Source organism: Embleya sp. NPDC005575 (assembly GCF_040605455.1).
Lineage (GTDB): Bacteria > Actinomycetota > Actinomycetes > Streptomycetales > Streptomycetaceae > Embleya.
On the sequence record NZ_JBEXCV010000029.1, the window covers coordinates 48,082 to 70,454 of the forward strand.

The 22,373-nt window shown below is 69.7% G+C and carries 24 protein-coding genes; 7 read left to right on the forward strand and 17 right to left on the reverse strand.

The window, feature by feature from the left end; all coding sequences use genetic code 11:
- Nucleotides 1-244: 244 nt before the first annotated feature.
- Together ABZS54_RS13025 and ABZS54_RS13030 are read right to left on the reverse strand one after the other, a co-directional pair.
- A complete protein-coding gene (locus ABZS54_RS13025) occupies nt 245-775 on the reverse strand; it encodes a GNAT family N-acetyltransferase (RefSeq protein WP_355534168.1) in 531 nt (176 codons plus the stop codon).
- Between the two features lie 220 nt (nt 776-995).
- Nucleotides 996-1,775: an SDR family oxidoreductase gene (locus tag ABZS54_RS13030; protein WP_355534170.1), complete on the reverse strand. Its 780-nt coding sequence runs from the start codon at nt 1,773-1,775 to the stop codon at nt 996-998.
- 110 nt (nt 1,776-1,885) lie between these two features.
- Between ABZS54_RS13030 and ABZS54_RS13035 the strand changes: the two genes are divergently transcribed.
- Nucleotides 1,886-2,095: a hypothetical protein gene (locus ABZS54_RS13035; protein WP_355534172.1), complete on the forward strand. Its 210-nt coding sequence runs from the start codon at nt 1,886-1,888 to the stop codon at nt 2,093-2,095.
- Nucleotides 2,096-2,272: 177 nt separating this feature from the next.
- On the opposite strand, the gene ABZS54_RS13040 is transcribed toward ABZS54_RS13035, so the two are convergent.
- From ABZS54_RS13040 to ABZS54_RS13055, 4 genes are all read right to left on the reverse strand, one after another.
- Nucleotides 2,273-3,259, reverse strand: a complete 987-nt coding sequence (locus tag ABZS54_RS13040; RefSeq protein ID WP_355534174.1) for an acyl-CoA dehydrogenase family protein — start codon at nt 3,257-3,259, stop codon at nt 2,273-2,275.
- Nucleotides 3,260-3,265: 6 nt separating this feature from the next.
- Complete coding sequence (locus tag ABZS54_RS13045) at nt 3,266-4,453, reverse strand: acyl-CoA dehydrogenase (RefSeq protein WP_355534176.1); 1,188 nt, start codon at nt 4,451-4,453, stop codon at nt 3,266-3,268.
- 249 nt (nt 4,454-4,702) lie between these two features.
- A complete protein-coding gene (locus ABZS54_RS13050; protein ID WP_355534178.1) occupies nt 4,703-5,611 on the reverse strand; it encodes an SDR family oxidoreductase in 909 nt (302 codons plus the stop codon).
- A 284-nt stretch (nt 5,612-5,895) separates the two neighbouring features.
- Nucleotides 5,896-7,161: an amidohydrolase family protein gene (locus ABZS54_RS13055; RefSeq protein WP_355534180.1), complete on the reverse strand. Its 1,266-nt coding sequence runs from the start codon at nt 7,159-7,161 to the stop codon at nt 5,896-5,898.
- A 99-nt stretch (nt 7,162-7,260) separates the two neighbouring features.
- Here ABZS54_RS13055 and ABZS54_RS13060 point away from each other — a divergent pair, with 99 nt between their 5' ends.
- Complete coding sequence (locus tag ABZS54_RS13060; protein WP_355534182.1) at nt 7,261-7,875, forward strand: cysteine hydrolase; 615 nt, start codon at nt 7,261-7,263, stop codon at nt 7,873-7,875.
- A gap of 78 nt (nt 7,876-7,953) precedes the next feature.
- Here ABZS54_RS13060 and ABZS54_RS13065 read toward each other — a convergent pair whose 3' ends face one another.
- Entirely contained in the window at nt 7,954-9,516 is a 1,563-nt protein-coding gene (locus tag ABZS54_RS13065) for an AMP-binding protein (protein WP_355534184.1), read from the reverse strand.
- A 220-nt stretch (nt 9,517-9,736) separates the two neighbouring features.
- On the opposite strand from ABZS54_RS13065, the gene ABZS54_RS13070 reads away from it, so the two are divergent.
- Nucleotides 9,737-10,111, forward strand: coding sequence for a Rieske 2Fe-2S domain-containing protein (locus tag ABZS54_RS13070; protein ID WP_355534186.1), 375 nt, complete (start codon nt 9,737-9,739; stop codon nt 10,109-10,111).
- A 263-nt stretch (nt 10,112-10,374) separates the two neighbouring features.
- Here ABZS54_RS13070 and ABZS54_RS13075 read toward each other — a convergent pair whose 3' ends face one another.
- The 3 genes from ABZS54_RS13075 to ABZS54_RS13085 all read right to left on the reverse strand — a co-directional run bounded on the left by ABZS54_RS13075 (nt 10,375) and on the right by ABZS54_RS13085 (nt 12,403).
- The gene (locus ABZS54_RS13075) at nt 10,375-10,971 is read right to left on the reverse strand and encodes a TetR/AcrR family transcriptional regulator (protein WP_355534188.1); all 597 of its coding nucleotides are present in this window, start codon (nt 10,969-10,971) and stop codon (nt 10,375-10,377) included.
- Nucleotides 10,964-11,395 (reverse strand): DUF4260 family protein, encoded by a 432-nt coding sequence (locus tag ABZS54_RS13080; protein WP_355534190.1) that lies wholly within the window; start codon nt 11,393-11,395, stop codon nt 10,964-10,966. Before ABZS54_RS13080 ends, ABZS54_RS13075 begins: the two co-directional genes overlap by 8 nt.
- Before the next feature lie 162 nt (nt 11,396-11,557).
- The gene (locus tag ABZS54_RS13085; RefSeq protein WP_355534192.1) at nt 11,558-12,403 is read right to left on the reverse strand and encodes an alpha/beta hydrolase; all 846 of its coding nucleotides are present in this window, start codon (nt 12,401-12,403) and stop codon (nt 11,558-11,560) included.
- 212 nt (nt 12,404-12,615) lie between these two features.
- Here ABZS54_RS13085 and ABZS54_RS13090 point away from each other — a divergent pair, with 212 nt between their 5' ends.
- Nucleotides 12,616-13,095, forward strand: coding sequence for a helix-turn-helix domain-containing protein (locus tag ABZS54_RS13090; RefSeq protein WP_355534194.1), 480 nt, complete (start codon nt 12,616-12,618; stop codon nt 13,093-13,095).
- 7 nt (nt 13,096-13,102) lie between these two features.
- Here ABZS54_RS13090 and ABZS54_RS13095 read toward each other — a convergent pair whose 3' ends face one another.
- The 7 genes from ABZS54_RS13095 to ABZS54_RS13125 form a co-directional block, all read right to left on the reverse strand.
- A complete protein-coding gene (locus ABZS54_RS13095; protein ID WP_355534196.1) occupies nt 13,103-13,381 on the reverse strand; it encodes a hypothetical protein in 279 nt (92 codons plus the stop codon).
- Between the two features lie 142 nt (nt 13,382-13,523).
- Entirely contained in the window at nt 13,524-14,522 is a 999-nt protein-coding gene (hemB, locus tag ABZS54_RS13100) for a porphobilinogen synthase (protein ID WP_355534198.1), read from the reverse strand.
- Nucleotides 14,523-14,559: 37 nt separating this feature from the next.
- Nucleotides 14,560-16,167, reverse strand: coding sequence for a bifunctional uroporphyrinogen-III C-methyltransferase/uroporphyrinogen-III synthase (locus ABZS54_RS13105; protein WP_355534200.1), 1,608 nt, complete (start codon nt 16,165-16,167; stop codon nt 14,560-14,562).
- Complete coding sequence (gene hemC, locus ABZS54_RS13110) at nt 16,164-17,096, reverse strand: hydroxymethylbilane synthase (protein WP_355534202.1); 933 nt, start codon at nt 17,094-17,096, stop codon at nt 16,164-16,166. Before hemC ends, ABZS54_RS13105 begins: the two co-directional genes overlap by 4 nt.
- Nucleotides 17,093-18,421 carry a glutamyl-tRNA reductase gene (locus tag ABZS54_RS13115; RefSeq protein WP_355534204.1) on the reverse strand — a complete coding sequence of 443 codons (1,329 nt, stop codon included), beginning with the start codon at nt 18,419-18,421 and terminating at the stop codon, nt 17,093-17,095. The genes hemC and ABZS54_RS13115 overlap by 4 nt, the downstream gene beginning before the upstream one ends.
- Nucleotides 18,422-18,467: 46 nt before the next feature.
- Nucleotides 18,468-19,211: a redox-sensing transcriptional repressor Rex gene (locus ABZS54_RS13120; RefSeq protein WP_355534206.1), complete on the reverse strand. Its 744-nt coding sequence runs from the start codon at nt 19,209-19,211 to the stop codon at nt 18,468-18,470.
- A 286-nt stretch (nt 19,212-19,497) separates the two neighbouring features.
- Complete coding sequence (locus tag ABZS54_RS13125) at nt 19,498-19,767, reverse strand: glutaredoxin family protein (protein ID WP_355534208.1); 270 nt, start codon at nt 19,765-19,767, stop codon at nt 19,498-19,500.
- Between the two features lie 165 nt (nt 19,768-19,932).
- Between ABZS54_RS13125 and ABZS54_RS13130 the strand changes: the two genes are divergently transcribed.
- From ABZS54_RS13130 to ABZS54_RS13140, 3 genes are all read left to right on the forward strand, one after another.
- Nucleotides 19,933-20,838, forward strand: a complete 906-nt coding sequence (locus ABZS54_RS13130; protein ID WP_355534210.1) for an HAD-IB family hydrolase — start codon at nt 19,933-19,935, stop codon at nt 20,836-20,838.
- A gap of 311 nt (nt 20,839-21,149) precedes the next feature.
- Nucleotides 21,150-21,935: an ECF subfamily RNA polymerase sigma factor, BldN family gene (locus ABZS54_RS13135; protein WP_355534212.1), complete on the forward strand. Its 786-nt coding sequence runs from the start codon at nt 21,150-21,152 to the stop codon at nt 21,933-21,935.
- Between the two features lie 145 nt (nt 21,936-22,080).
- Nucleotides 22,081-22,373 (forward strand): hypothetical protein (locus tag ABZS54_RS13140; RefSeq protein ID WP_355534214.1); only part of this gene is annotated, 293 nt, incomplete at its 3' end.

Sequence of the window (22,373 nt, forward strand, 5' to 3'; positions counted from 1 at the left end):
GGCCCAATGCGGGACGTCATGACCGTGACGGTAGCCCGCACAGCAGCACGCTCACGAGGCAATTGCGCACCACGTCGTAGGAGGCCGCGTCGTTTGATGCCGAAGGGACAGGAGCCGAGGAAGACGGCGGTAGCAGATCAGCCTTCGGCGGCGATGGCACCGAAGGCTGGAACGTACGGCCTGGGAAACGCGTACGGCATCGCCCTCGTAACGGCGGTCCAGGCGGCACCCGGCCCGCCCGCCCTTATCGAGCGAGAGGCGACCCGTCGCTTGCGGTCCGACGGCGGACCAACACGCGGGTGGTGCTGCCGTCGTCCTCTTCGATGTCCCGAACAAGCTCGAAACCGATTCGGTCCAGCAGGGTCAGCGAGGCCTTGTTCAATGCAGCCACGGTGGCGTAGACCTCGGTCAGTCCGAGAGTGCCGAAGCCATGGGCAACGATCGCCTTCGCCAACTCGGTGCCCAGGCCGACTCCCCAGGCCGCCGGCGCCAGAGCGTAGACGATCTCGTGGCCCCCTACGACGTCGGTCGGCTTGATCTCGGCATGCCCGACCAGGAGTCCGTCCCGACGAACGGCCCAGACATCGAACAGGTCCCGGGCATAGACCTTCGTGAAGACCCGCCCGAACAGGGCCCGGTCCGCTGCTTCGGAGGCAGGGCCGTCACCCATCCATTGCGACAGCCTGGTGTCCTGGAACAGAGCGACGAAGCCCTCTTCATCCTCGGGAACGTACGGCTCCAGGAGCAGCCGCTCGGTGCGCAGAGTCGGGGTCACGGACGGTGAGGCTACCCACGCGACATCCGGTCGGCAAACCACTTTCGCCCGCACCGATTTCGAGCAGCACCCTGTATCGGCGAGGCAACTCCCGCCCCCTCAGGGCAAATACGTCTGGGAGGTCTCGCCGAGTGCGCCGTCCCGGTGGTCCGGGACGCGGTAGAAGGTGCGGATGACCACCGAGCCGTCCTCTGAGGCGGATGAACGGGCCGGCCGGCCGTCAGACGCCGTAGCCGCCGTCCACATCCAGCTTCTGACCGCTGATGAAGCCCGCCCGGTCGGAGGCCAGGAAGCAGACCGCCTCGGCGATGTCCGCGGCCCGGCCGAATCGCCGCAGCGGGATGTTGCGGCGCGCGACGTCCAGCGCGCGCTCGTCCAGGTCGCCGCTGTCGATCAGCCGCGCGGCCATGCCGTCGGTGAGCATGCCCGGGCCGACGCTGTTCGCACGCACCCCGAACCGGCCCTCCTCGGCCGCAATGCCGCGCACGATCGCCTCGACCGCGCTCTTGGTACAGGACGACAGGCCGTCCCGAACCGGGAATCGGCTCGTCGCCGCAGTGGTGACCGCGACCAGGCTGCCGTTGCCCGCCGCGCGCAGGTGCGGCAGCGACGGATGCACCAGATTGAAGAACGCGGCCGCGTCGCCGTCGAGTTGCTCGCGGTACTGGGCGGGCGTGACCCGACTCAGGTGCAACATCGGTACGTGCGGCCCGGACGCATACACAACCGCGTGGACGCCACCGAACTCCGCCGCCGCCGCATCCACGAAGGTCGCCACGGCGTCCGCGTCGGTGAGATCGACCTGCCACGCGCGGGCCCGACGGCCGTGCTCGGACCGGGCCTGCTCGGCGACGGCCTCGGTCGCGGCGGCCCCGTTGCGATAGGTGACCGCCAGGTCCGCACCGCGCTCGGCGAACATCCGACAGATCGCGGCACCGATCCCGCCCCCGGCCCCGACGACCACGACCGCCCCGGCCCGACTCTCGAAGTCGCGCTCCATGACTGGCTCCCCGCTGCTGCCCGAGCTGATCTGACGATCAGTCAGGGATATCTCCAGACCCGAGAACTGTCAATGGACCACCACTCTGATCAGCACAAACACCAAAACTGATGACCGACATCACGCAACTCACCACCCCCGAACCCAGCCGACCCGAGTACACGATCGTGGGTGGTGAGCAGATCGCACGTGCCCACGCCGAGATCGCCCGGGGGGCGGGCGACCCGATCAGGCATATCCGGGCGGTGCGAAACCCCGAGAGACGTCCCCGGCGGATCAGCCGAGGAGCGACCCGCAACACCGCAGCGGTCGGATCGTGACCGGCGCCAACCCGAACCGAACCCGAGAGGCCCTCACCTGTTCAACCCCCGACCGAGCCACCCCAGCCCGGCCGGCGCTTGAGGCCACCCCAACCACACCAAATGCTCACCGGCCAAACAAACGCCGGCCGAGCCCATTCCAGCCCGGCCGGCGCTTGAGGCCCCGCAAGCCCACGGCTAGAGCGTCGCCGCCAACGCCTCTTCGTTCTCCTCCGCCCCGCCGAACTGCGTCGAGTGCACCCAAGCCCGCTTCAGATACAGATGCACGTCCACCTCCCAGGTGAACCCCATCCCCCCATGCACCTGCGTGGCGTCCTTGCCGTTCCGCGTCGCCGCGTCATCACCCATGACCTTCGCCGTGAGCACCGCGACCTCCGGATCGCCCACGGCCGGGTCGTCCAGCGTCACGGCCGCCGCGTACACCGCCGCCCGCGCCAGCTCGGTCCGCACCAGCATGTCCGCGCACAGGTGCTTGACCGCCTGGAAGCCGCCGATCACCCGCCCGAACTGCTCCCGCTCCTTGGCGTACTGCGTGGCCAACTCGGTGAGCCGACCCGCGATCCCCAGCTGAAGTGCCCCCGTGAGCACCGCTCCGATTCGGCGCCACTGCTCCGCGACAAGAGCATCGGCCACCAACTCGCCCGCCGGCAGCTCGTCCACCGAGGTCACCGGAGTGAACGGATCCACCGGATGCGCAACCCGCACCCCCTGCACGGCGGACGGGTCGACCAGCCGGATGCCCTCGTCGGTCAGCACCAGCAGACAGTCCAGCGCGTCCAAGTGCTCGACCAGCAACGGCCACGAGTCACCCTCGACCAACCCGACCACCGCATCGCCCGCAGCCGCGTCCGTGCCCAGATCCCCGGGTAGCGAAGCCGCCAGGTGCGTGGCCACCAGCGGCCCGGGCAGCAACACCCGACCCGCCTCCTCGTACACCAACGCCGCCTCGGCCACCCCGAGCCCGACGCCGCCCGCCTCCTCGGCGATCCGCAACGAGAAGAACCCGGTGTCGGCCAGTTCGCGCCACAACGCGCGGTCCACCATCCCGGGCACCGGCGCGTTGTCCACCAGCGCCCGCATCCGCTCCCGCCCGAACCGACCCTCGCAGAACTCCCGTACCCCGGACCGCAGATCGCGCTGGTCCTCGCTCAGCTGGAAATCCATGCCCGATCACCGTTCCTTCGGCAGGCCGAGGATGCGCTCGCCCACGATGTTGCGCTGGATCTGCGACGTGCCCGCCGCGATCGTGTACGACAGCGACGACAGCCGCTCGTCCATCAACGAGCCGCTGGGCAACCCCGCGACGTCGTCCACGGCCAGGGCCGCTCGACCGAGCAGTCGGTGCGCCAGGTCGTACACCTTCTGCTTCGTCTCGGAGAACCGCAGCTTGAACACCGAACCACCCACACCCGGCACCCCGGACCGCTGCGCCTCGGAGACGTTCCACTTGGTCAACGCCCACAACGCCTCGAACTCGGCGGTCAGATGCCCGAGTTCGCGCCGCAGCGCCAAGTCGTCCCAAGCACTCGCCTGACGCCGCGTCACCTTCTTGGCCAGCGCCGCGAGTTCGCGCAGCAGCCGCTGGCAGGCGACCACCTCGCTGACGAACGCGGTGCCGCGCTCGAACGACAGCGTGACCATGGTGACCCGCCAGCCGTCGTTCTCCTCGCCGACCCGGTTGGCCACCGGCACCCGCACGTCGTCGAAGAACACCTCGGCGAACTCCGAGGTACCCATCACCGTCTCCAGCGGACGGATGGTGATGCCCGGGGTGTCCATCGGCACGATCAGCCAGGTGATCCCCTTGTGCTTCGGGGCATCCGGGTCGGTACGCACCAACATCTCGCAGTAGTCCGCGACTTCCGCGTGCGAGGTCCAGATCTTCGAGCCGTTGACGACGTAGTCGTCGCCGTCCCGGACCGCCCGGGTCCGCAGCGAGGCAAGGTCGCTGCCCGCACCCGGTTCGGAGAAGCCCTGGCACCAGACGTCGTCGCCGCGCAGGATGCCCGGCAGATACCGGCGCCGCTGCTCTTCGGTGCCGGCCGCGTCGATGGTCGGTCCCGCGTGCAGCAGGCCGACGAAGTTCGCACCCACATACGGCGCGCCGGCCCGCTCGGTCTCCTCCAGGAAGATCAGGTGCTCGGTCGGCGTGGCCCCCTTGCCGCCCGCCTCGACCGACCAGTGCAGGCCCGCATAGCCGGCCTCGAACAACAAGCGCTGCCATGCCGTGTCGTAGGCCCGTCGACCCGGCCAGTCGTTGCGGTCGGGCTTGGCCGGCAGCAACGGGATGGCCCGGTCGAGCCACGCGCGCAGTTCCGCGCGAAATCTCTCCTCGGCCTCGGTATACCGGAGGTCCATGGTTCTCGACTCCCTGTCGGACGAAAGGTCGAATGCTCGGGCAACCGAAACGGCCTGCCGGCCACAAGACCGAAAAACCGAAAGCCGGAAGACCTGAAAAGCCGAACGGCCGAAGGGCCGAACGGCCGGAAGCAGCCCGCAAGCCGAAGGGCCGAAGCAACCCCCGGCCCGAACGGCCGAAGGCCCCAACGCCAAAGCCCCGAAGGCCGAGGCTCAAGCCGAAGCCCAGGCCGTAGCCGTAAGCCGAACTCAGGCTCCATAAACAGGCGTCGGCGACGGCGCCTCGTCGAGCAGCTTCGCCACCACCGGCCCGAGCTCGGCCGGCTCCCAGCGACGGCCCGCGCTCGCCTCCGGCCCGTGCTGCCAACCGGTCGCCACCGAGACCTTGTCGCCCTCGACCTCGAACACCCGCCCGGTGACCTCGCGCGACTCGGCCGAGCCGAGCCAGACCACCAGCGGCGAGATGTTCGCCGGGTCGTAGAAGTCGAAGCTGCCGTCCTCGGGCTTACGCACCATGTCGGGCATCGCCTCCTCGGTCATCCGGGTACGCGCGGCGGGCGCGATCGCGTTGGCGGTCACGCCGTACCGACCCATCTCCACCGCGGCGATCTGGGTCAGGCACGTGATGCCGGCCTTGGCCGCGGCGTAGTTGCCCTGCCCGACCGAGCCCATCAACCCCGCGCCGGACGTGGTGTTGATCAGCCGCGCGTCGATCGTGTTGCCCGCCTTGGCCTGCGCACGCCAGTACGCACCCGCGTGTCGCATCACCGCGAAGTGCCCCTTGAGGTGGACCCGGACCACTGCGTCGAACTCGTCCTCGCCGAGCGAGACCAGCATCCGGTCACGCAGGAAGCCCGCGTTGTTGACGACCACGTCCAACCGGCCGAACGCGTCGATCGCGGTTTGCACCAGCCGCTCCGCACCCGCCCAGTCCGCGACGTCGTCCGCGTTGATGACCGCCTTGCCGCCCAGCGCCTCGATGTCGGCCACGACCTGCTGGGCCGGCCCGAGCGAACGCCCGTCGCCCTGGCGCGAGGCTCCGATGTCGTTGACCACCACGTGCGCGCCCTCACGGGCGAACGCCAGCGCGTGCTCGCGCCCGATGCCGCCGCCGGCACCGGTGACGATGACGACGCGCCCCTCGCAGATCCCACTCATTCCAGGCCCCTCCGGTGTGCTGACGACGTGTGCTGAAGACGTGTACTGACGACCAGCCGACGACGTGCCGACCACATGTGCCGGCGCGAGTCGAAATACCTCGGAAGCGGCCCGCCGGGAACCCGACGAGCCGCCCCTTGCCGCTGAACCAAAACGCCGACGACCCGAAACCCCGACCGTTCCCGACGAGGAGGTCGACAAGAATCCGACCGAAGCCGGTTCGGACCGCGACCGCGACCCGGATCAGAGAACCGGACCCGGGTCGGGCCGCGACCCGAGCCCGATCAGACCGCGACTGTCGCCACCCGGTCCTTGTCGAAGTCGAGGTCGAGCATCCGGATCGCGTTCCCCCGGATGATCTTGTAGACCGTCTCCTCGCCCAGCCCGGCGAGGTGCTCCTCGGCGATCTTCTTGGTGTGCGGCCACGTGGAGTCGACGTGCGGGTAGTCGGTCTCGAACGTGACGTTGTCCTCGCCGATCACGTCGAGCGAGTTCACCCCGTGCCGGTCCCGGAAGAAGCACGCGAACATGTTCCGCCGGAAGTAGTACGACGGCGCCTCCGGCAGCACCTCACCGGTGAGCGCCCACGCCCGGTGCTCCAGCCAGACGTCGTCCATGCGCTCCAGGGCGTACGGGATCCAGCCCATCTGCCCCTCGGAGTAGGCCAACTTGATCTTCGGGAACCGCGCCGGGATGCCCGCGAAGATGAAGTCGGCCATCGAGGCCATCGCGTTGTTGAAGCTGAGCGACGCCTGGACCGCCGCAGGGGCGTCCGGCGAGGCGGCCGGCATCGTCGAGGACGAGCCGATGTGCATGTTGATCGTCACGCCGAGGTCCGCACAGACCTCGAAGAACGGGTCCCAGTAGCCGGTGTGGATGCTGGGCAGGCCCAGGAACGCCGGAATCTCGCTGAAGCACACGGCGGTGACGCCGCGCGCGCGATTGCGCTTGATCTCCTCGACCGCGAGCTGCACATCCCACAGCGGGATGATGATCAGCGGGATCAGTCGGCCTCCGGAGTCGCCGCACCACTCCTCGACCATCCAGTCGTTGTAGGCGCGCACACACGCGAGCGCGACCTCCTTGTCCGCGGCCTCCGAGAAGGTCTGGCCGCAGAATCGCGGGAAGGTCGGGAAGCACAGCGAGGCTTCGACATGGTTGACGTCCATGTCCTTGAGCCGCTCGGCCGGGTCGTACAGCCCGGGGCGCATCTCGCCGCGCGTGATGCCTTCGAGGGTCATCTCGTCGCGGCTGAAGCCGACGGCGGCGATGTTGCGCTTGTACGGGAAGCGCAGGTCCTCGTAGAACCACCAGTCGGCGGGCGGCCCGTCCGGGTCGGTGGTGATCTTGTAGCTCGCGCCGGTGTACTCGAGCATGCCGATGCCGGTGGTGACCGGCTTGGGCCCACGCTCGTGGTACTTCTTCGGCAACCAGCGCTCGAACAGGTGTGCCGGCTCGATGACATGGTCATCCACGCTGATGATCTTCGGCAGTTCACCGAAGGAGTTTCCGGACTGCGTGGCAGCCTGTCCGGGCTGGTTGGTGCTCATCGGCCCCTCCCGCTCACTGAAATCTGATGGACCGTCAGATTTAGCGTAATCTCTGGGCCGAGGGAACCACAAGCTGACTCAACGTCAGGAGAATCACGGATGGCCCTGCATCTCGAAGAACTGATCGCCCCCGCACACACCGCATTGGTCACCCAGGAATGTCAGAACGGGGTGATCGGCGCCCAGGCGGTATTCCCCGCGCTGACCGCGCACACCCGAGAGCTGATTCCGGCCGTCGACCGACTCGCCAAGGCCGCCCGCGGGGCCGAACTCCCGGTCGTGCACTGCCTCGCGGTGCGCCGGCCGGACGGTCTGGGTGCGAACGCCAACGCCCGGATGTTCGGCGCCGCAGCCAAGTCGCCGATCCTCCTGGAGCCGGGCTCACCCGCCGCGGCGGTGGCCGACGGAATCACCGTCGAGCCCTCCGACCTGGTGCTTTCCCGCTATCACGGGCTCGGTCCGATGGCCGACACCGGCCTGGCCGCCATCCTGCGGAACCTGGGCGTGCGCACGATCGTGGGCGTCGGCGTCTCGCTCAACGTCGGCATGCTCAACTTCGCGATGGACGCGGTCAACTCCGGCTTCCAGTTCGTCGTACCCCGCGAGGCGGTGGCCGGATTCCCGCCCGAATACGCCGAGGCGGTGCTCGCGAACACCTTCAACGCGATCGCCACCATCACCACGGTGGACGCCGTCCTGACCGCCTGGAGCTGAAACCTGATGCCCCGTCACGACATAGGTGACGGGGCATCAGCCGCATCGGAAATCGCCCGAGGCTCGGCTGACCGTCCGTCAGCGGGCGGGCGTCCAAGGCTTCTTGTCGTATTCCTCACGAAGCTTGAACTTCAGCACCTTGCGCAGCGTCTCGTTCCGGGGCAGCGCGTCGACCAGTTCCAACTGCTCCGGAATCTTCTGGGTCATCAGACCGGCCTCGCGCAGATACCCGACCATCTCGGCGAATTCCAGGTCGGCCTCGCCGGGCTGCCGCTCGACCACGGCGCAGACCCGCTCGCCGCGCTCGCGGTCGATCAGGCCGATCACCGCCGCGTCGGCGACCTTCGGGTGGGCGAAGAGCAGGTCCTCGATCTCGCGCGCCGAAATGTTTTCACCCTTTCGGATGATCACGTCCTTGAGCCGACCGGTGAGCGAGAGGTGCCCGTCGGCCCGCAGCCGGCCCAGGTCGCCGGTGCGGAAGTAGCCGTCCTCGTCGAACGCGTCCGCGGTGAGCGCGGGGTCGGTGTACCCCTTGAACACCATCGGTCCGCGCAGCCGGACCTCGCCCTCCTCGCCGGCGTCCGCAACCGTCCCGTCGGCCCGCGCGATACGCACCCCGATGCCGCTGACCGGCTTGCCCTCGGTATAGGAGCGCTGGTCCTCGGAATCGTGCGGGCCGCCCTGGGCGATCATCGGGACCTCGGTCATCCCGTACCCGTGGCACAGGATCGCCTGCATCTCGTCGCGCACCTCGGCAACCAGCTCCGGCGGCTTGGGCGCGCCGCCTCCGGAGACGATCCGCAGGGTCGGAATGATCTTCTCGCCCGGCTGCTTGCGCTGCTCGTTCAGGAAGGCCACATAGAACGCGGTCGAACCGCCCACCATGGTGACACCGAGTCGCTTGTACACGGGCACCACGCCGGCCGGGTCGAAGTTCTCGACGATCACGGCCGGGAAGCCGGAGGCGAGCACCGTGACGATGTAGTCCGGGCCGGCGATGTGCGCGTACGGGAAGGCGATCGAGCCGACGTCGGTCTGCGACATGTCGAGCGCGACGGCCAGTCCCTTGCCGCCCGCGAGCAGCGTCGAATCGCTGTGCTGGACGCCCTTCGGGTCGGACGTGGTCCCGGACGTGTAGTAGAGCCACCGCACCTCGTCGCCGTCGGTCGGCGCGGGCGGCAGGTCCGCCGGGTCGGCCTCGGGCAGCTCGTCGTACGCCACGAGCACCAGCGGCGGCTTCGCCAGGTCCTTCGCGAGCGCCTCACCCATCGCGAGGAACTCGAAGCCCTTCCAACTGCGCGGACACAGGAAGAACTCGGCGTCGGTCTGCCGCAGACAGAACCCGACCTCCTTCTCCCGGTAGAACGGGATGATCGGATTCTGCACCGCGCCGAGCCGGGCCAGCGCGAACGAGACCACAATGGACTCGATCCGCGTGGTCAACTGCCAGGTCACACGGGTACCGGCGGTGACGCCGAGCGCGTGATAGCCCGCGGCCACGCGCTCCGCCCACGCCTTGAACTCGCCGAAGGTGACCCTGCGATCCTCCGGGTCGAGCAACATGGGCACATCGGGAGTCGCCGCCGCGCGGCGCTCCACCAGCTCCCAGAGAGTGGTGGCGTCGTAGATCGGGTCAGACACGTGTCCTCCGCGCGGGAAGCCGGGGCCGGGGGTACGGCGCCGGGCATGGCAAAGCCAGAGCCTAGGCGCTGACCTGACGGTACGTCAGAAGCTTTGCGGGAAGAAAGACTTCGCGTGGTCACGCGCATCACAACCGGGCCGTTCGCGACCCCGAACGCGCTGGCCAAGCAAGGCAGGACTGCCTAACCTGGGTCGGTACCGCCAACCCCGGGGGCCACACATGTCGCCATTTCGCCGGGAGCGCCCACCGGTGTGCCTGGGCCCGCTCGCGAGCTTCCCCGAGGACGTCCCGAAGCGGATCGGCACCAGCCCGCCGCTCGCGATCCTGCGCCACGGCGACACGGTCCACGTCTTCGAGGACCGCTGCCCTCACGCCGGCGCGATCCTCTCCCGAGGCACCCTGACCGGCGAACACCTGACCTGCCCGGCCCACGCGGCCACCTTCGAGGTCGCCACGGGCCGCTCCCTCGGCCCCCTCACCTGCCGCCCCCTACGCACCTACACGGCCTGGCTCGAAGACGGCCTCCTCTACCACTCCCCCACCCCCCGCCCACCCCGCAAGGCCCAACGCACCCCCTGCCGGCCCAACACATGAGGCCACCCAGCCCAGCCGGCGTTCGAGGCCACCCAGCCCGGCCGGCGCTTGAGGCCACCCAGCCCAGCCGGCGTTCGAGGCCACCCAGCCCAGCCGGCGTTCGAGGCCACCCAGCCCAGCCGGCGCTTGAGGCCACCCAGCCCGGCCGGCGCTTGAGGCCAAGTAGCCCGGCCGGCGCTTGAGGCCAAGTAGCCCCGCCGGCGCTTGAGGCGAACCAAGCCCCGCCCGCGCTTGAGGCCACCCCGGCGAAGCCCACACCGCACTCAACCCAAAGCCCGCTCCGCCGAAAAGGCCCCACACCCCTTCGCCCAAGCCCCCGACAAGTCCGCCCCCGGCGGAAACCGCCCAGCCAACTCCAACACGACCATGCCATGCGCAAACCCCCAAACGGCCCGCGCAGCATCCGCATCCCCACCCACAGCCCGCACCAAAGGCCCCGCAGCCCGATCCTCCAGCCCCGCCGGCAACGCCGCACGATCCAACGGCTGCCCACTCATCAGCCGATACAGGTCCGGATGCGCCAACGCATAAGCCCGATACGCCCCCGCCAACGCCGCAACCGCCCCCTCCCCCCGAACCACGTCGGCCACCCCAACCCCCTCGCCCGCGCCCGGCGCACCACTCACCTCGGCCGCCTCCAACGCCTCCGCCAGTTCGGCCATCCCCTGCGCAATCAGCGCGTTCTCGACCGCGGACTTGTCCGGGAAGTGCTTGTACAGCGACGGCGCCTTGATGCCGATCCGCTCCGCGATCCTCCGCATCGACACCGCTTCCGGACCCTCCCCCTCCAGCAGATCCCTCGCGGCACCGACGATTTCGCGGGCCCGGGCGCTGATGGGAGGTGACGTCACGTCAGACATGCTTGCGGAATCCTTCCGGAGTGCGCAGTCCGTACCCGGCGGCACGGTCCATCGCGATGTGGGTGAGCCAGCCGAGGCCGGCGGTGAACAGGGGCGGCCACACGACCGGCGTAACGGTGTACCCGACCAGGACGATCAACGGGACCCATGCCCGGTGCAGCGCGTTGTAGAACGGCACCGCCCGCGGCTGAAGCCGACCCGGCTCGTGCGCACCGTCCCGCACCGCGTCCTTGGCCCCGATGAACATGGTCAGGTCGGGCAGTACGAAGAAGAGCAACGCCGCCGCCGAGGTCGCGAAGCCGTACTTGACGCTCTCGAACACCGCGAAAGCCGCCAGGAACAACGTCAGCACGATCCACGCCCCGCGTCGCATCCACCGGGCCACGGCCGAACCGCCGATTCCCGTGTGCGCAATAGTGCTCATGCCGCCTCCGCTCGCCTGTGGCTAACAATGTTAGCCGCCTGCGTCCATCATTCGGCTAACACCGTTAGCCGTCAAGTCCGACGGCACCCCGGCCAAAGACCCCACTTTCGAGCAACCCACACCCCCTCCGCCCAAACCGAACGCCACCACCCGGCAGCCCCGTCACCCCACCCCACCACCCAGCACCTCGCGAAGTCGCCGCGCGAACGCCCGCGGGTGGGTCAGGTTGCCGTTGTGGCCGCCGGGGAATTCCGCCGCGTCGACCCGTACGAGCGTCTGCAGCGCCACCGCGCAGCGGCGGGTGAACACGCGATGCAGCGTGGTGGCACCTCGGCCGGGGATGATGCGGGTCGTCGTGGAACGCAGCGCGTCGAGTGGCAGCGTGTCCTCGACCACCGCGGGGAACTCCCGACCGATGAAGAAGTCGAAGTTGGCCATCCGCCGCTCGTTCATCGGCTGCGGCGTCAGTTCCGGCTCGCTGTCCTCGACCCCCGGCTCGATGCCCAGGTGGGCCACGATCGCCGGAAACGCCGCAGCCATCCCGTCCCGCGCGTGGATCTCCCGAATCGCGGTCAACTCGCCGCGGTGCGCGTCGCGTTCGGCGGCGGAGAGCAGCCACGGCGCGACCGGCTCGTGCGCGATCAACGTATGCAGCGCCTCCGGGCGGGTCGCGGCCACACGCAGCCCGATCAACGCACCCATGCTCAACCCCAGCATCACCGCGGGCCGATCGGTGAGTTCGGCCAGCAGCCGCGCCACGTCGTCGGCGTGGTCCTCGACGGCCACCGGCGCGGCCGGGTCGGTCAACGTGCTGCGAGAGAGCCCGCGCCGGTCGTACGTCACGACGGTGTAGTCCGCGACCAGTCGATCGACCATGTCGACGCTGCGCCCGGCGTCGCCCTCCCCACTCTCCCCGATCAGCAACAGCGGCCCGGAGCCGCGCACTTCGTAGTACAGCTCGGCACCCGGCACGGACAGCGTGGCACCGGCGGTGAGGTTCGCGGCCATGAGATTCCCCCGAGAAGTCGTTTTGCGTCGCCGAGTCGTCCGGTCGTCCGAGTCGTTGTGAAGCGCATCGACTCGCATCGAGTCACCTCGAATCGCCCCGAGCAACCCGGCGTGGATCCGGGCCGGTCCAGTCCGGCCCGACGACCACCACCATATTCCATCTAATTTGATACATCAATAATGATGCATCTATTTCGATGTAGCATCCGGGCATGACCACCCCCATGACTCCGGTCGAACTCTTCCTCCTCGGCCGCACCCTCATGAAGATCGGCGAGGACGCGCTCCCCGCCCCCCGAGTCCCCGCAGACGGCACCGACCGCCACCCCGGCAGCGTGCGCTCCGCGCTGATCGCCCTGAGCGACATCGTCGCCCATCCCGACAGCGCCGTCGGCGAGATCGCCCGCCGCACCGGCCTGCCGCAGAGCCAGGTCTCCACCGCCGTCGCCCGACTCAAGGAGACCGGCTCGATCGAAACCACCCAGGATCCCACCGACCGCCGCCGGCTACTGGTCCGCCCGGCCGCCACCCCGTCCCCGAGGGTCGCCGAAGCCCGCGCCGCAGGCATCGAGGACGCGCTGGCCAGAGCAATGGCCACAACCGACGAGCAGGCGGTCGCCGAAGTCGCCGAGGCATTGGCGCTGCTCGCCCGACACCTGCCGCCCGTAGCCCTGGCCCGGCTACGGTCCTGACGCCGGATCAGTGGGCGGTGATCTCCGGTCCGATCGCAAAGCCCTTCACCGGGTACGCCGCAAGCGAATCGTCCGCGTCCAAGTGATCCTTGAGTGCGTCACGCAGGCGGTTCGCCAGCTTCCCATGGCGCCGGGCCCCGGTGGGAGCCACCTCGATGGCTCCTTCGATGATCTCGGCGCGCAGTCCCTCGGGCAGCGTCATCTCGCTCCACGCCTGCCGGAGCACATCGCCGAGCGCATCGAGCCCGGAAGCAGTCACATGGAACTCATGCGTCGCGAGCGCCATCGGAAAACACCTCCCGACCCCGGTCCGGGCCACGGTCGCCGGAGCGGACAAGCTTTCGCTCGACCGTAGCCGGCAGCCACGTCACCGTGAGGCCGGATCGCTGCCGATCAACCGATCGAGTGCCAACGGCGCATCGGCACCACTACCGCAACCGCCGCGCCACCTCGGTCGCCCAATACGTCAGGATCGACGACGCCCCCGCGCGCTTGATCGAGGTGAGCGTCTCCAGCACCACCCGGTCCCGGTCGATCCAGCCGTTCGCCGCCGCTGCCTCGACCATCGCGTACTCGCCGCTGACCTGGTAGGCCGCCACCGGCACATGCACCTCGTCGGCGATCCGCCGGACGATGTCCAGATACGACATCGCGGGCTTGACCATCACCAGGTCGGCGCCCTCGGCCACGTCCAACAGGACCTCGCGCACGGACTCCTCGGCGTTGGCCGAGTCCTGCTGGTAGGTCATCCGGTCGCCCTTGAGCGTGGATTCGACCGCCTCGCGGAACGGTCCGTAGAAGCCCGACGCGTACTTCACGCTGTACGCCAGGATCGACACGTCCTGATACCCGGCGCCGTCCAACGCCCGCCGGATCACCCCGACCTGACCGTCCATCATGCCGCTGGGCCCGACCATGTGCACGCCCGCGTCGGCCTGTACGACGGCCATCCGCGCATACGCGTCCAACGTCGCGTCGTTGTCGACCGAGCCGTCCGCGGCCAACACGCCGCAGTGCCCGTGGTCGGTGAACTCGTCCAGACACAGGTCGGACATCACCACCGCGTCGGCGCCCACCTCGGCCACCACGTCCCGAATGGCGACCTGAAGCACACCCTCGGGGTCGAAGCCCGCCGAGCCGACTGCGTCCTTGACGGTCGGGATGCCGAACAACATCAGCCCGCCGACCCCGGCCGAGACCGCGTCGTGCGCGGCTTTGCGCAGCGAGTCACGGGTGTGCTGGACAACGCCCGGCATCGAGGAGATCGGCACCGGTTCGCTCGCGCCCTCGCGCACGAACAGCGGCAGGATCAGGTCGGCGGGGTGCAGCCGGGTCTCCGCGACCAGGCGGCGCACCGCCGGGGACGTGCGCAGCCGCCGGGGGCGGTGCGCGGGAAACCCTGACGATGCGTCAGCCTGGTACGACATCAGAACGACTCAGCCTTCCAGCTCAACGAAACGCGACCTACTTGGCCTTCCTACGCGACCCCGGCCGCCGCTCGCTCGGGCGGGTGACCGGGTCGCCCGCTTCGACCATAGCCGCACGGCGGGCCGTACCGAATTCCGCGAGTGCCTCGGCCAGCGCGGACACCGACGGCTCGGGAGCCATCACGTCCACGCGTAGACCGTGCTCCTCGGCGGTCTTCGCGGTCGCCGAGCCGATACACGCGATCACCGTCACCGCGTGCGGCTTGCCCGCGATGCCGACCAGGTTGCGCACCGTCGAGGACGACGTGAACAAGACCGCGTCGAAGCCGCCGCCCTTGATCGCCTCGCGGGTGTCCGCCGGCGGCGGCGCCGCGCGCACCGTGCGGTACGCGGTGACGTCGTCAACCTCCCAGCCCAGCTCGACCAGACCGGCCACCAGCGTCTCGGTGGCGATGTCGGCGCGCGGCAGGAACACCCGGTCGATCGGGTCGAAGACCGGGTCGTACGGCGGCCAGTCCTCCAGCAATCCGGCGGCGGACTGCTCGCCCGAGGGCACCAGGTCCGGCTTGACGCCGAACTCGACCAGCGCCCGCGCGGTCGCCTCGCCGACGGCCGCGACCTTGATGCCCGCGAAGGCGCGCGCGTCCAGGCCGTAGTCCTCGAACCGCTCGCGCACCGCGCGCACGGCGTTGACCGACGTGAACGCGATCCACTCGTAGCGGCCGGTGACCAGGCCCTTGATCGCCCGCTCCATCTGCTGCGGCGTGCGCGGGGGCTCGACCGCGATGGTCGGCACCTCGTGCGGCACCGCGCCGTACGAGCGCAGCTGTTCGGAGAGCGTGACCGCCTGCTCCTTGGTGCGCGGAACCAGCACCTTCCAGCCGAACAAGGGCTTGGTCTCGAACCACGACAGGGTGTCGCGCTGGGCGACCACCTCGCCGACGACCACGACGGCCTGCAGCGTGATCTTCGCGGCCCGCACGTCGGAGGCCACCTGGGCGAGCGTGCTCACCAGGGTGCGCTGCTCGGTGGTGCTGCCGTTGATGGTGACCGCGACCGGCGTGGCCGGCTTGCGACCGCCGGCGACCAGCTCCTGGGCGATCTCGGCAATCGAGTCGAGCGCACCGCGCAGCACGAGCGTGCCGTCGACGGAGCCGACCGTGGCCCAGTCGATCGAGGCCTCGGCCATGTCGAGGACGCGCACGCCACCGCTGCCCTTGGCCGCGTGCAGCGGGATGCCCGCGTACGTGGGGACGGCCGTGCTGACCGGGACGCCCGGAACAACCTCGAAGACGATCTTCGCCTTCGCCACGGCCGTGATCTCGTCCGTGACCGACTGGTCCACGCACGGGTCACCCGCCACGGCCCGGACGACCTGCTTGCCCGATCGCGCGGCGGCCACGACGACCTTGGCCCGGGCAACGGCCGACAGGAGTTCCCCGTCGTCACCGGTCACCGGGTCGAGGACCTCGACGCCGCTCTTGCAGTGGAACAGGACCTGGCGCAGCGTCGCCTCGTCGGCGACCACCACATCGGCCTCGGCCAGCACCTCGATGGCCCGCAGCGTGAGCAGTCGCGGGTCGCCGGGACCGGCACCCACAAAGGTCACGATGCCGCTGGGCTTCTTCTTCGCTCTGGGGCTCAAGGGACGCGCTCCCCCATCAAACCGGAGGCCCCTCGGGCGAGCAGTTCGGCGGCGAGTTCGCGGCCGATCTTCTGCGCCTCGTCGAGGGTTCCGGTGGCGGACAACCGTACGCTGTCGGTGCCGTCGACATTCGCGACTACGGCCCGCAGGTACAGCTCGGTGACCTGCTCGCCCTCGGCGACCTCACAGAGGGCGCCGACCGGAGCCGAACATCCGGCTTCCAACACGGCGAGCAGCGTGCGCTCGGCCAGTACGGCGGCTCGGGTATCCGAGTCGTCCAAACCGGCGAGCAGTTCGACGAGGGCGGCATCGTGTGCCGCACACTCGACGGCCAATGCCCCTTGACCGGGGGCAGGCAGCATGTGGAGCGGATCGAAGGTCTCGGTGACCTCCTCCGCACGGCCCAGGCGGCCGAGGCCGGCCTTGGCCAGGACGACGGCGTCGAGTTCGCCGGACGTCACGAAGCCGATCCGGGTGTCGACGTTGCCGCGGATCGGCACGATCTCGTGGCCGAGACCGAGCAGCGACAACTGCGCGGCGCGGCGCGGCGAACCGGTCCCGATCCGGGAGCCGGCCGGCAACTCGGCGAGCGCGAGCCCGTCCCGGGCCACCAGCGCATCGCGCGGATCGTGGCGCGGCGGGATCGCCACGAGGGTGATGCCCTCGGGATCGCCGGTCGGCAGGTCCTTGAGCGAGTGCACGACGAAGTCGACCTCGCCGGCCAGCAGTGCGTCGCGCAGCGCGTTGACGAAGACGCCCGTGCCGCCGATCTGAGTGAGCTGCTCGCGCGAGGTGTCGCCCTGCGTGGTGATCTCCACGAGTTCGACGGCCCGGCCGGTAAGGCGCGTGACGGCCTCGGCGACGTGCCCCGACTGGGCCATCGCCAGCTTGCTGCGCCGGGTGCCCAGTCGCAACGGTGCTTCGGTCACGCCACACCTTCCACTGCGTCGGGGGCGTCCGCCCGGCGGACCACCTCGGGGGTGCCGGGGTCGAGATCGAACAACATCCGCAGCGCGTCCGCGTACGACGAGCCGCCGGGCTCGCCGGCCAACTGCTTGACCCGCACCGTCGGCGCGTGCAGCAGCTTGTCCACCACGCGCCGCACGGTCTGCTCGACCTCGGCGCGCACACGGTCGTCCATCTCCGGAACCCGACCGCTGAGCCGGTCCAGCTCGGCCCGGACCACGTCCGAGCCCATGCTGCGCAGCGCGACCACGGTCGGCGCGACCTGCTGTGCCTGCTGGGCGGTCGCGAACGCCGCGACCTCCTCGCAGACGATCTTGCGCACCACGTCCACGTCGGCCTCGCCGGCCGATCCGGCGGAGACCTCGGCGAGCCGTTCCAGGTCGATCAGCACGACGCCGTCGAGGTCGCGCACGCCCGAGTCGATGTCGCGCGGCAGCGCCAGGTCGATCAGCACGAGCGGGTGCTCGACCCCGCGCTCACGGCGCGCGGCCAACACCGCCTCGATCTCGTCCCGGCCGATCACCAGACCGGCCGCACCGGTGCAGGAGACCACCAGGTCGACCGAGGCCAGCGCGTCCGCCAGCGCGGACATCGGTACGGCCCGGCCGGCCACCGACTCGGCGAGGTGTTCGGCCCGCTCGTAGGTGCGGTTCGCCACCACGATGTGCCCGACGCCCTCGCGGTGCAGCGTCTTGGCGGCCAGCGCGCTCATCGAACCCGCGCCCACCACGAGCGCCCGGCAACCCTCGATCGAGCCCATCGACTGCTCGGCCTGGGCCAGCGCCACGGTCATCAGCGAGCGACCGGCCTGGTCGATGCCGGTCTCGGTGTGCGCCCGCTTGCCCACGCGCAGCGCCTGCTGGGTCAGTTCGTTGAGAACCCGACCGGCGGTGCCGTGGGCCTGCGCGAGTGCCAGCGCGGCCTTTATCTGGCCGAGGATCTGTCCTTCGCCGACGACCATCGAGTCGAGGCCGCAGGCGACCGAGAACAGATGCTGGACGGCGCGGTCCTCGTAGTGCACGTACAGGCACGGGGTCAGCTCGGACACCGGCACGCCGGTGTGCCGCGACAGCAGGTTGCCCAGCTCGGTGACCCCGCCGTGGAAGCGGTCCACGTCCGCGTAGACCTCGACCCGGTTGCAGGTCGACAGCAGCACGGCCTCGCCCACCGGTTCGGCCGCGATCAGGTCGCGCAGCAGCGCCTCCTGGGCCGTCCCGGTGACCGAGACCCGTTCCAGGAGACTGACCTCGGCCGTGCGGTGACTGAGACCCACTGCCAGGACACTCATGGTGTCTTCCTACCGTTGTTCGCCGTGTTCGCGGGCGCGACGCCGATCACGCGGGCATCACCTCGGGGAGATCGCCGCGTTCCCCCGGCTTCGAGGGTCGCGCCGGAACCGGTCCCGCGACGGGATCGAGACCGGACTTGCGCTGTTCGTGGAAGGCCAGGATCTGCAGTTCGATGGACAGATCCACCTTGCGCACGTCCACACCCTCGGGAACGGAGAGGACGGTCGGCGCGAAGTTCAGGATGCTGGTGATCCCGGCGGCGACCAGTCGGTCGCACACCTCCTGCGCGGCCGGCGCGGGCGTGGTGATCACGCCGATCGACACGTGGTCCTCGCGCACGATCTGCTCGAGGTCGTCCATGTGCCGCACCGCCATGCCCGCGATCCGCTGACCGGTGACCGCCCGATCGGCGTCCAGGAGCGCCGCGACGCGGAACCCGCGCGAGGCGAATCCACCGTAGTTGGCCAGGGCGTGACCCAGATTTCCTATGCCGATGATGGCGACCGGCCAGTCTTGGGTGAGCCCGAGTTCACGCGAGATTTGGTACACGAGATACTCGACGTCGTAACCGACACCACGGGTGCCGTAGGAGCCGAGATACGACAGGTCCTTGCGCAGCTTCGCCGAATTCACCCCGGCGGCAGCGGCGAGTTCCTCGGACGAGACCGTGGGAACACCCCGCTCCGACAGCGCACTGAGCGCCCGGAGGTACAGCGGAAGCCGCGCCACCGTCGCCTCGGGGATGCCACGTCCCCGCTGCGCCGGTCGCTCGGTACGCCCTGTAGCCACGCTGCTCCTGTGGGTGGGACCTGGGATTTCGATTGCCAGGTTAGGCTTTTGTGAACGTACGCACAAAGTAGGTGTCCGATTTGAGCGCCTGTCGTGATGCTCATCACGCCTTGGTTCCGAATCGGAGCGTGAACTCGGTCACACGAGGTGACATTCGCATAGTCCATGCGTAGTCGTGGTGTCCGACCGTGCACGAGTCCTTACCGTACGTGTCGGTCGGTTTTCCCTCCCCTGGCCCCTCGCCCGACGCTCGGCGCTCGGCCACCCGGCCCAGGAGCGCGGCCGTTCAACCGCCGAGGGCCCGGCGCAGCCGGAGCTCGTCCACCCGCCAGAAATCGTGCTGTTTGCCGTCCACCAGGGTCACCGGGATCTGTTCCCAGTACTTGTGCTGGAGCTCCGCGTCCTGGGTGATGTCGACCTCGGTCCAGGACACACCCAGTTCTCCGGTCACCCGTTCGATGACGACACGGGCGTCGTCACACAGGTGGCACCCGGGCTTGCTGAGCAGTGTCACGGTGCGGGTCGCGGCGTCGGGGCGGCGGCGGAAGAGATTCACGTCCTCGATTGTCACCCGCCGGGGGCGCCGGCCAGAAGGCCGCTCGCGGTCCGGGCCGATCCGGTCGCGGCGCCACGCCCGAGCGGCCCGGGTTTCACCGACACGGCGCGGCACGGCAAGACAACCGCCACACACCCGCAATACGCGCCTACTACGCTCGGTGCCATGGTTCTCTTGCGCCGGCGATCGACGACCAAGAACACCAACGACAGTGCCGTGCGGGCGGGCGAGGCCGCCGCCGCCGCGGCACACGCGAGCGCCCCGCCACGTGCCCCCGGCGAGGACGGCCTGCCGACTCGGATCGGCGCCGCGTTCTTCGACCTGGACAACACCGTGATGCGCGGCGCGTCGATCTTCCACCTGGCCCGCGGCCTGTACGCCCGCCGGTTCTTCGGCGCCCGCGACATCGCCCGGTTCGGCTGGCAACAGGCCCGGTTCCGACTCGGCGGCGAGCACATGGGGCACGTGGGCGATGCCCAGGAGGCCGCGCTGTCGTTCGCGCGGGGCCACACGGTCGAGGAGATCCGGGTGATCGGCGAGGAGATCTTCGACGAGTGCATGTCGGACAAGATCTGGCCGGGCACCCGGGGGTTGGCCCAGATGCACCTGGACGCCGGCCGGCAGGTGTGGCTGGTCACCGCCGCCCCGATCGAGATCGCCACCACGATCGCCGGCCGACTGGGCCTCACCGGCGCGCTGGGCACCGTCTCCGAGACCCGGGACGGGGTGTACACCGGTCGCCTGGTCGGCGAACTACTGCATGGCGAGGCCAAGGCGGAGGCCGTGCGTGCGCTCGCGGATCGCGAGGGCCTGGACCTGACCGACTGCTCGGCCTACAGCGACTCGGCCAATGACATCCCGATGTTGACCCTGGTGGGCGATCCGTGCGCGGTCAATCCGGACGCCCGGCTGCGCCGCCACGCCCGGGCGCACGGGTGGCGCGTGAAGGACTACCGCACCGGTCGCAAGGCCGCCCGGATCGGTCTTCCGGCCGCCGCCGGCGTGGGTGCGGTCGCGGGTGCGCTGGCCGCCGGCACCGCTGTGCGACGTCGGGTGCCGGGCCGGATCTGAGCAGGCCGGCCGCATCCCCGCACACCCCCTGCGACCTGCGACGAGAGGTGTCGTTCCGGGCGGGCTCGTACGCCCGGCCGACGGCAAGTTGTCCGCATATAGCACACCTGAGTCGGGACAACCCGGCAAACACGCAAAGAGCACACAACAGCGGTCCATCCCGGTAGCTTCCTAACGCCGATGGGCACACTTGGTATCCCTTCCTTTACTAAGCGTTATTCTCGATCGGCGCACAGCGGTATGCAGATTCCCTACTATGGGTGATCGATTCCGCACCGAACGTAATTACCGCTGAAGCAACAGGGAGTCCCGTGCACCGAATCGTCCGGGTTGACGTGTCCGGGCTGGCGACACTGCGTGCGGCGGTGTGCGCGAGCTTTGCCCCCCCGTCCGTAGGCTTCGCCGCCACCGCCGGTTACGGCGCCGGGGTCTGTTACGCGACCCCGGCCCAACCCGTGGGCTTCGCCCTCGCCTCGCGCGCCGGCACCACCGAACCGACCCGTCCGACCCGAGGCTCCGGATACACCCGGGGACCGGGTCCGGACGGCGAGGCCCGCCGCATCATGGCCCTCGTAGAACTCGCCCAGGACGGCGACGGCGATGCCTTCGCCCAGCTGTACGACAACTACTTCGACACCGTCTACCGGTACATCTACTACCGGGTCGGCGGCCGTGCCGTCGCCGAGGACCTGACCAGCGAGACCTTCCTGCGCGCACTGCGCCGGATCGGCACCTTCACCTGGCAGGGCCGCGACTTCGGCGCGTGGTTGGTGACCATCGCACGCAACCTGGTCGCCGACCACTTCAAGTCCAGCCGGTTCCGTCTCGAGGTCACCACCGGCGAGATGCTCGACGCCAACGAGGTCGAGGCCAGCCCCGAGGACTGCGTCCTGGAGTCGTTGTCCAACGCGGCCCTCCTGGACGCCGTGCACAAGCTCAACCCCCAGCAGCAGGAATGCGTGACTCTGCGCTTCCTGCAGGGACTCTCGGTCGCGGAGACCGCACAGATCATGGGTAAGAACGAGGGGGCGATCAAGACGTTGCAGTACCGCGCCGTACGGACGCTCGCCAGGCTCCTGCCCGAGGACGTGCGATGAATCACACTTCCGTAACCTTCGGGGTCTTCGGCTCGTTCTCCCGGATAGCGACCCCCTCCGGGGATCGTTGCGGCGGGGAGCCGCCCTGTGGCCCCCGACCCGGAGACTTCCCTGGACGGACATCCGGGGAGAGGAGGTGCGGCCTGTGAGCATTGCGGCCCTGGATCGGCGACCCGCGAACGCCTTCGCGCGAGCCCTCGACGAGAACGACCGCAACAACCGATCGGCAGAGCCCCTGCCCGCGCTGGTCCCGCTGTTGCGGACCGCCGAGCTGCTGCGCGATCGGTCCGAGTCGGCACCCGTGCCGAGCGTGGACTTCAGAGCCGCGCTGAGGCAGCGACTGCTGGACGAGGCCGCGGCGCTGCCCGCGACCGAGGGCGCGGCCACCGTGCCCGCACCCCGAGGCGCGCATCGCCGCAAGGAGCTCGCCGCCCCGCC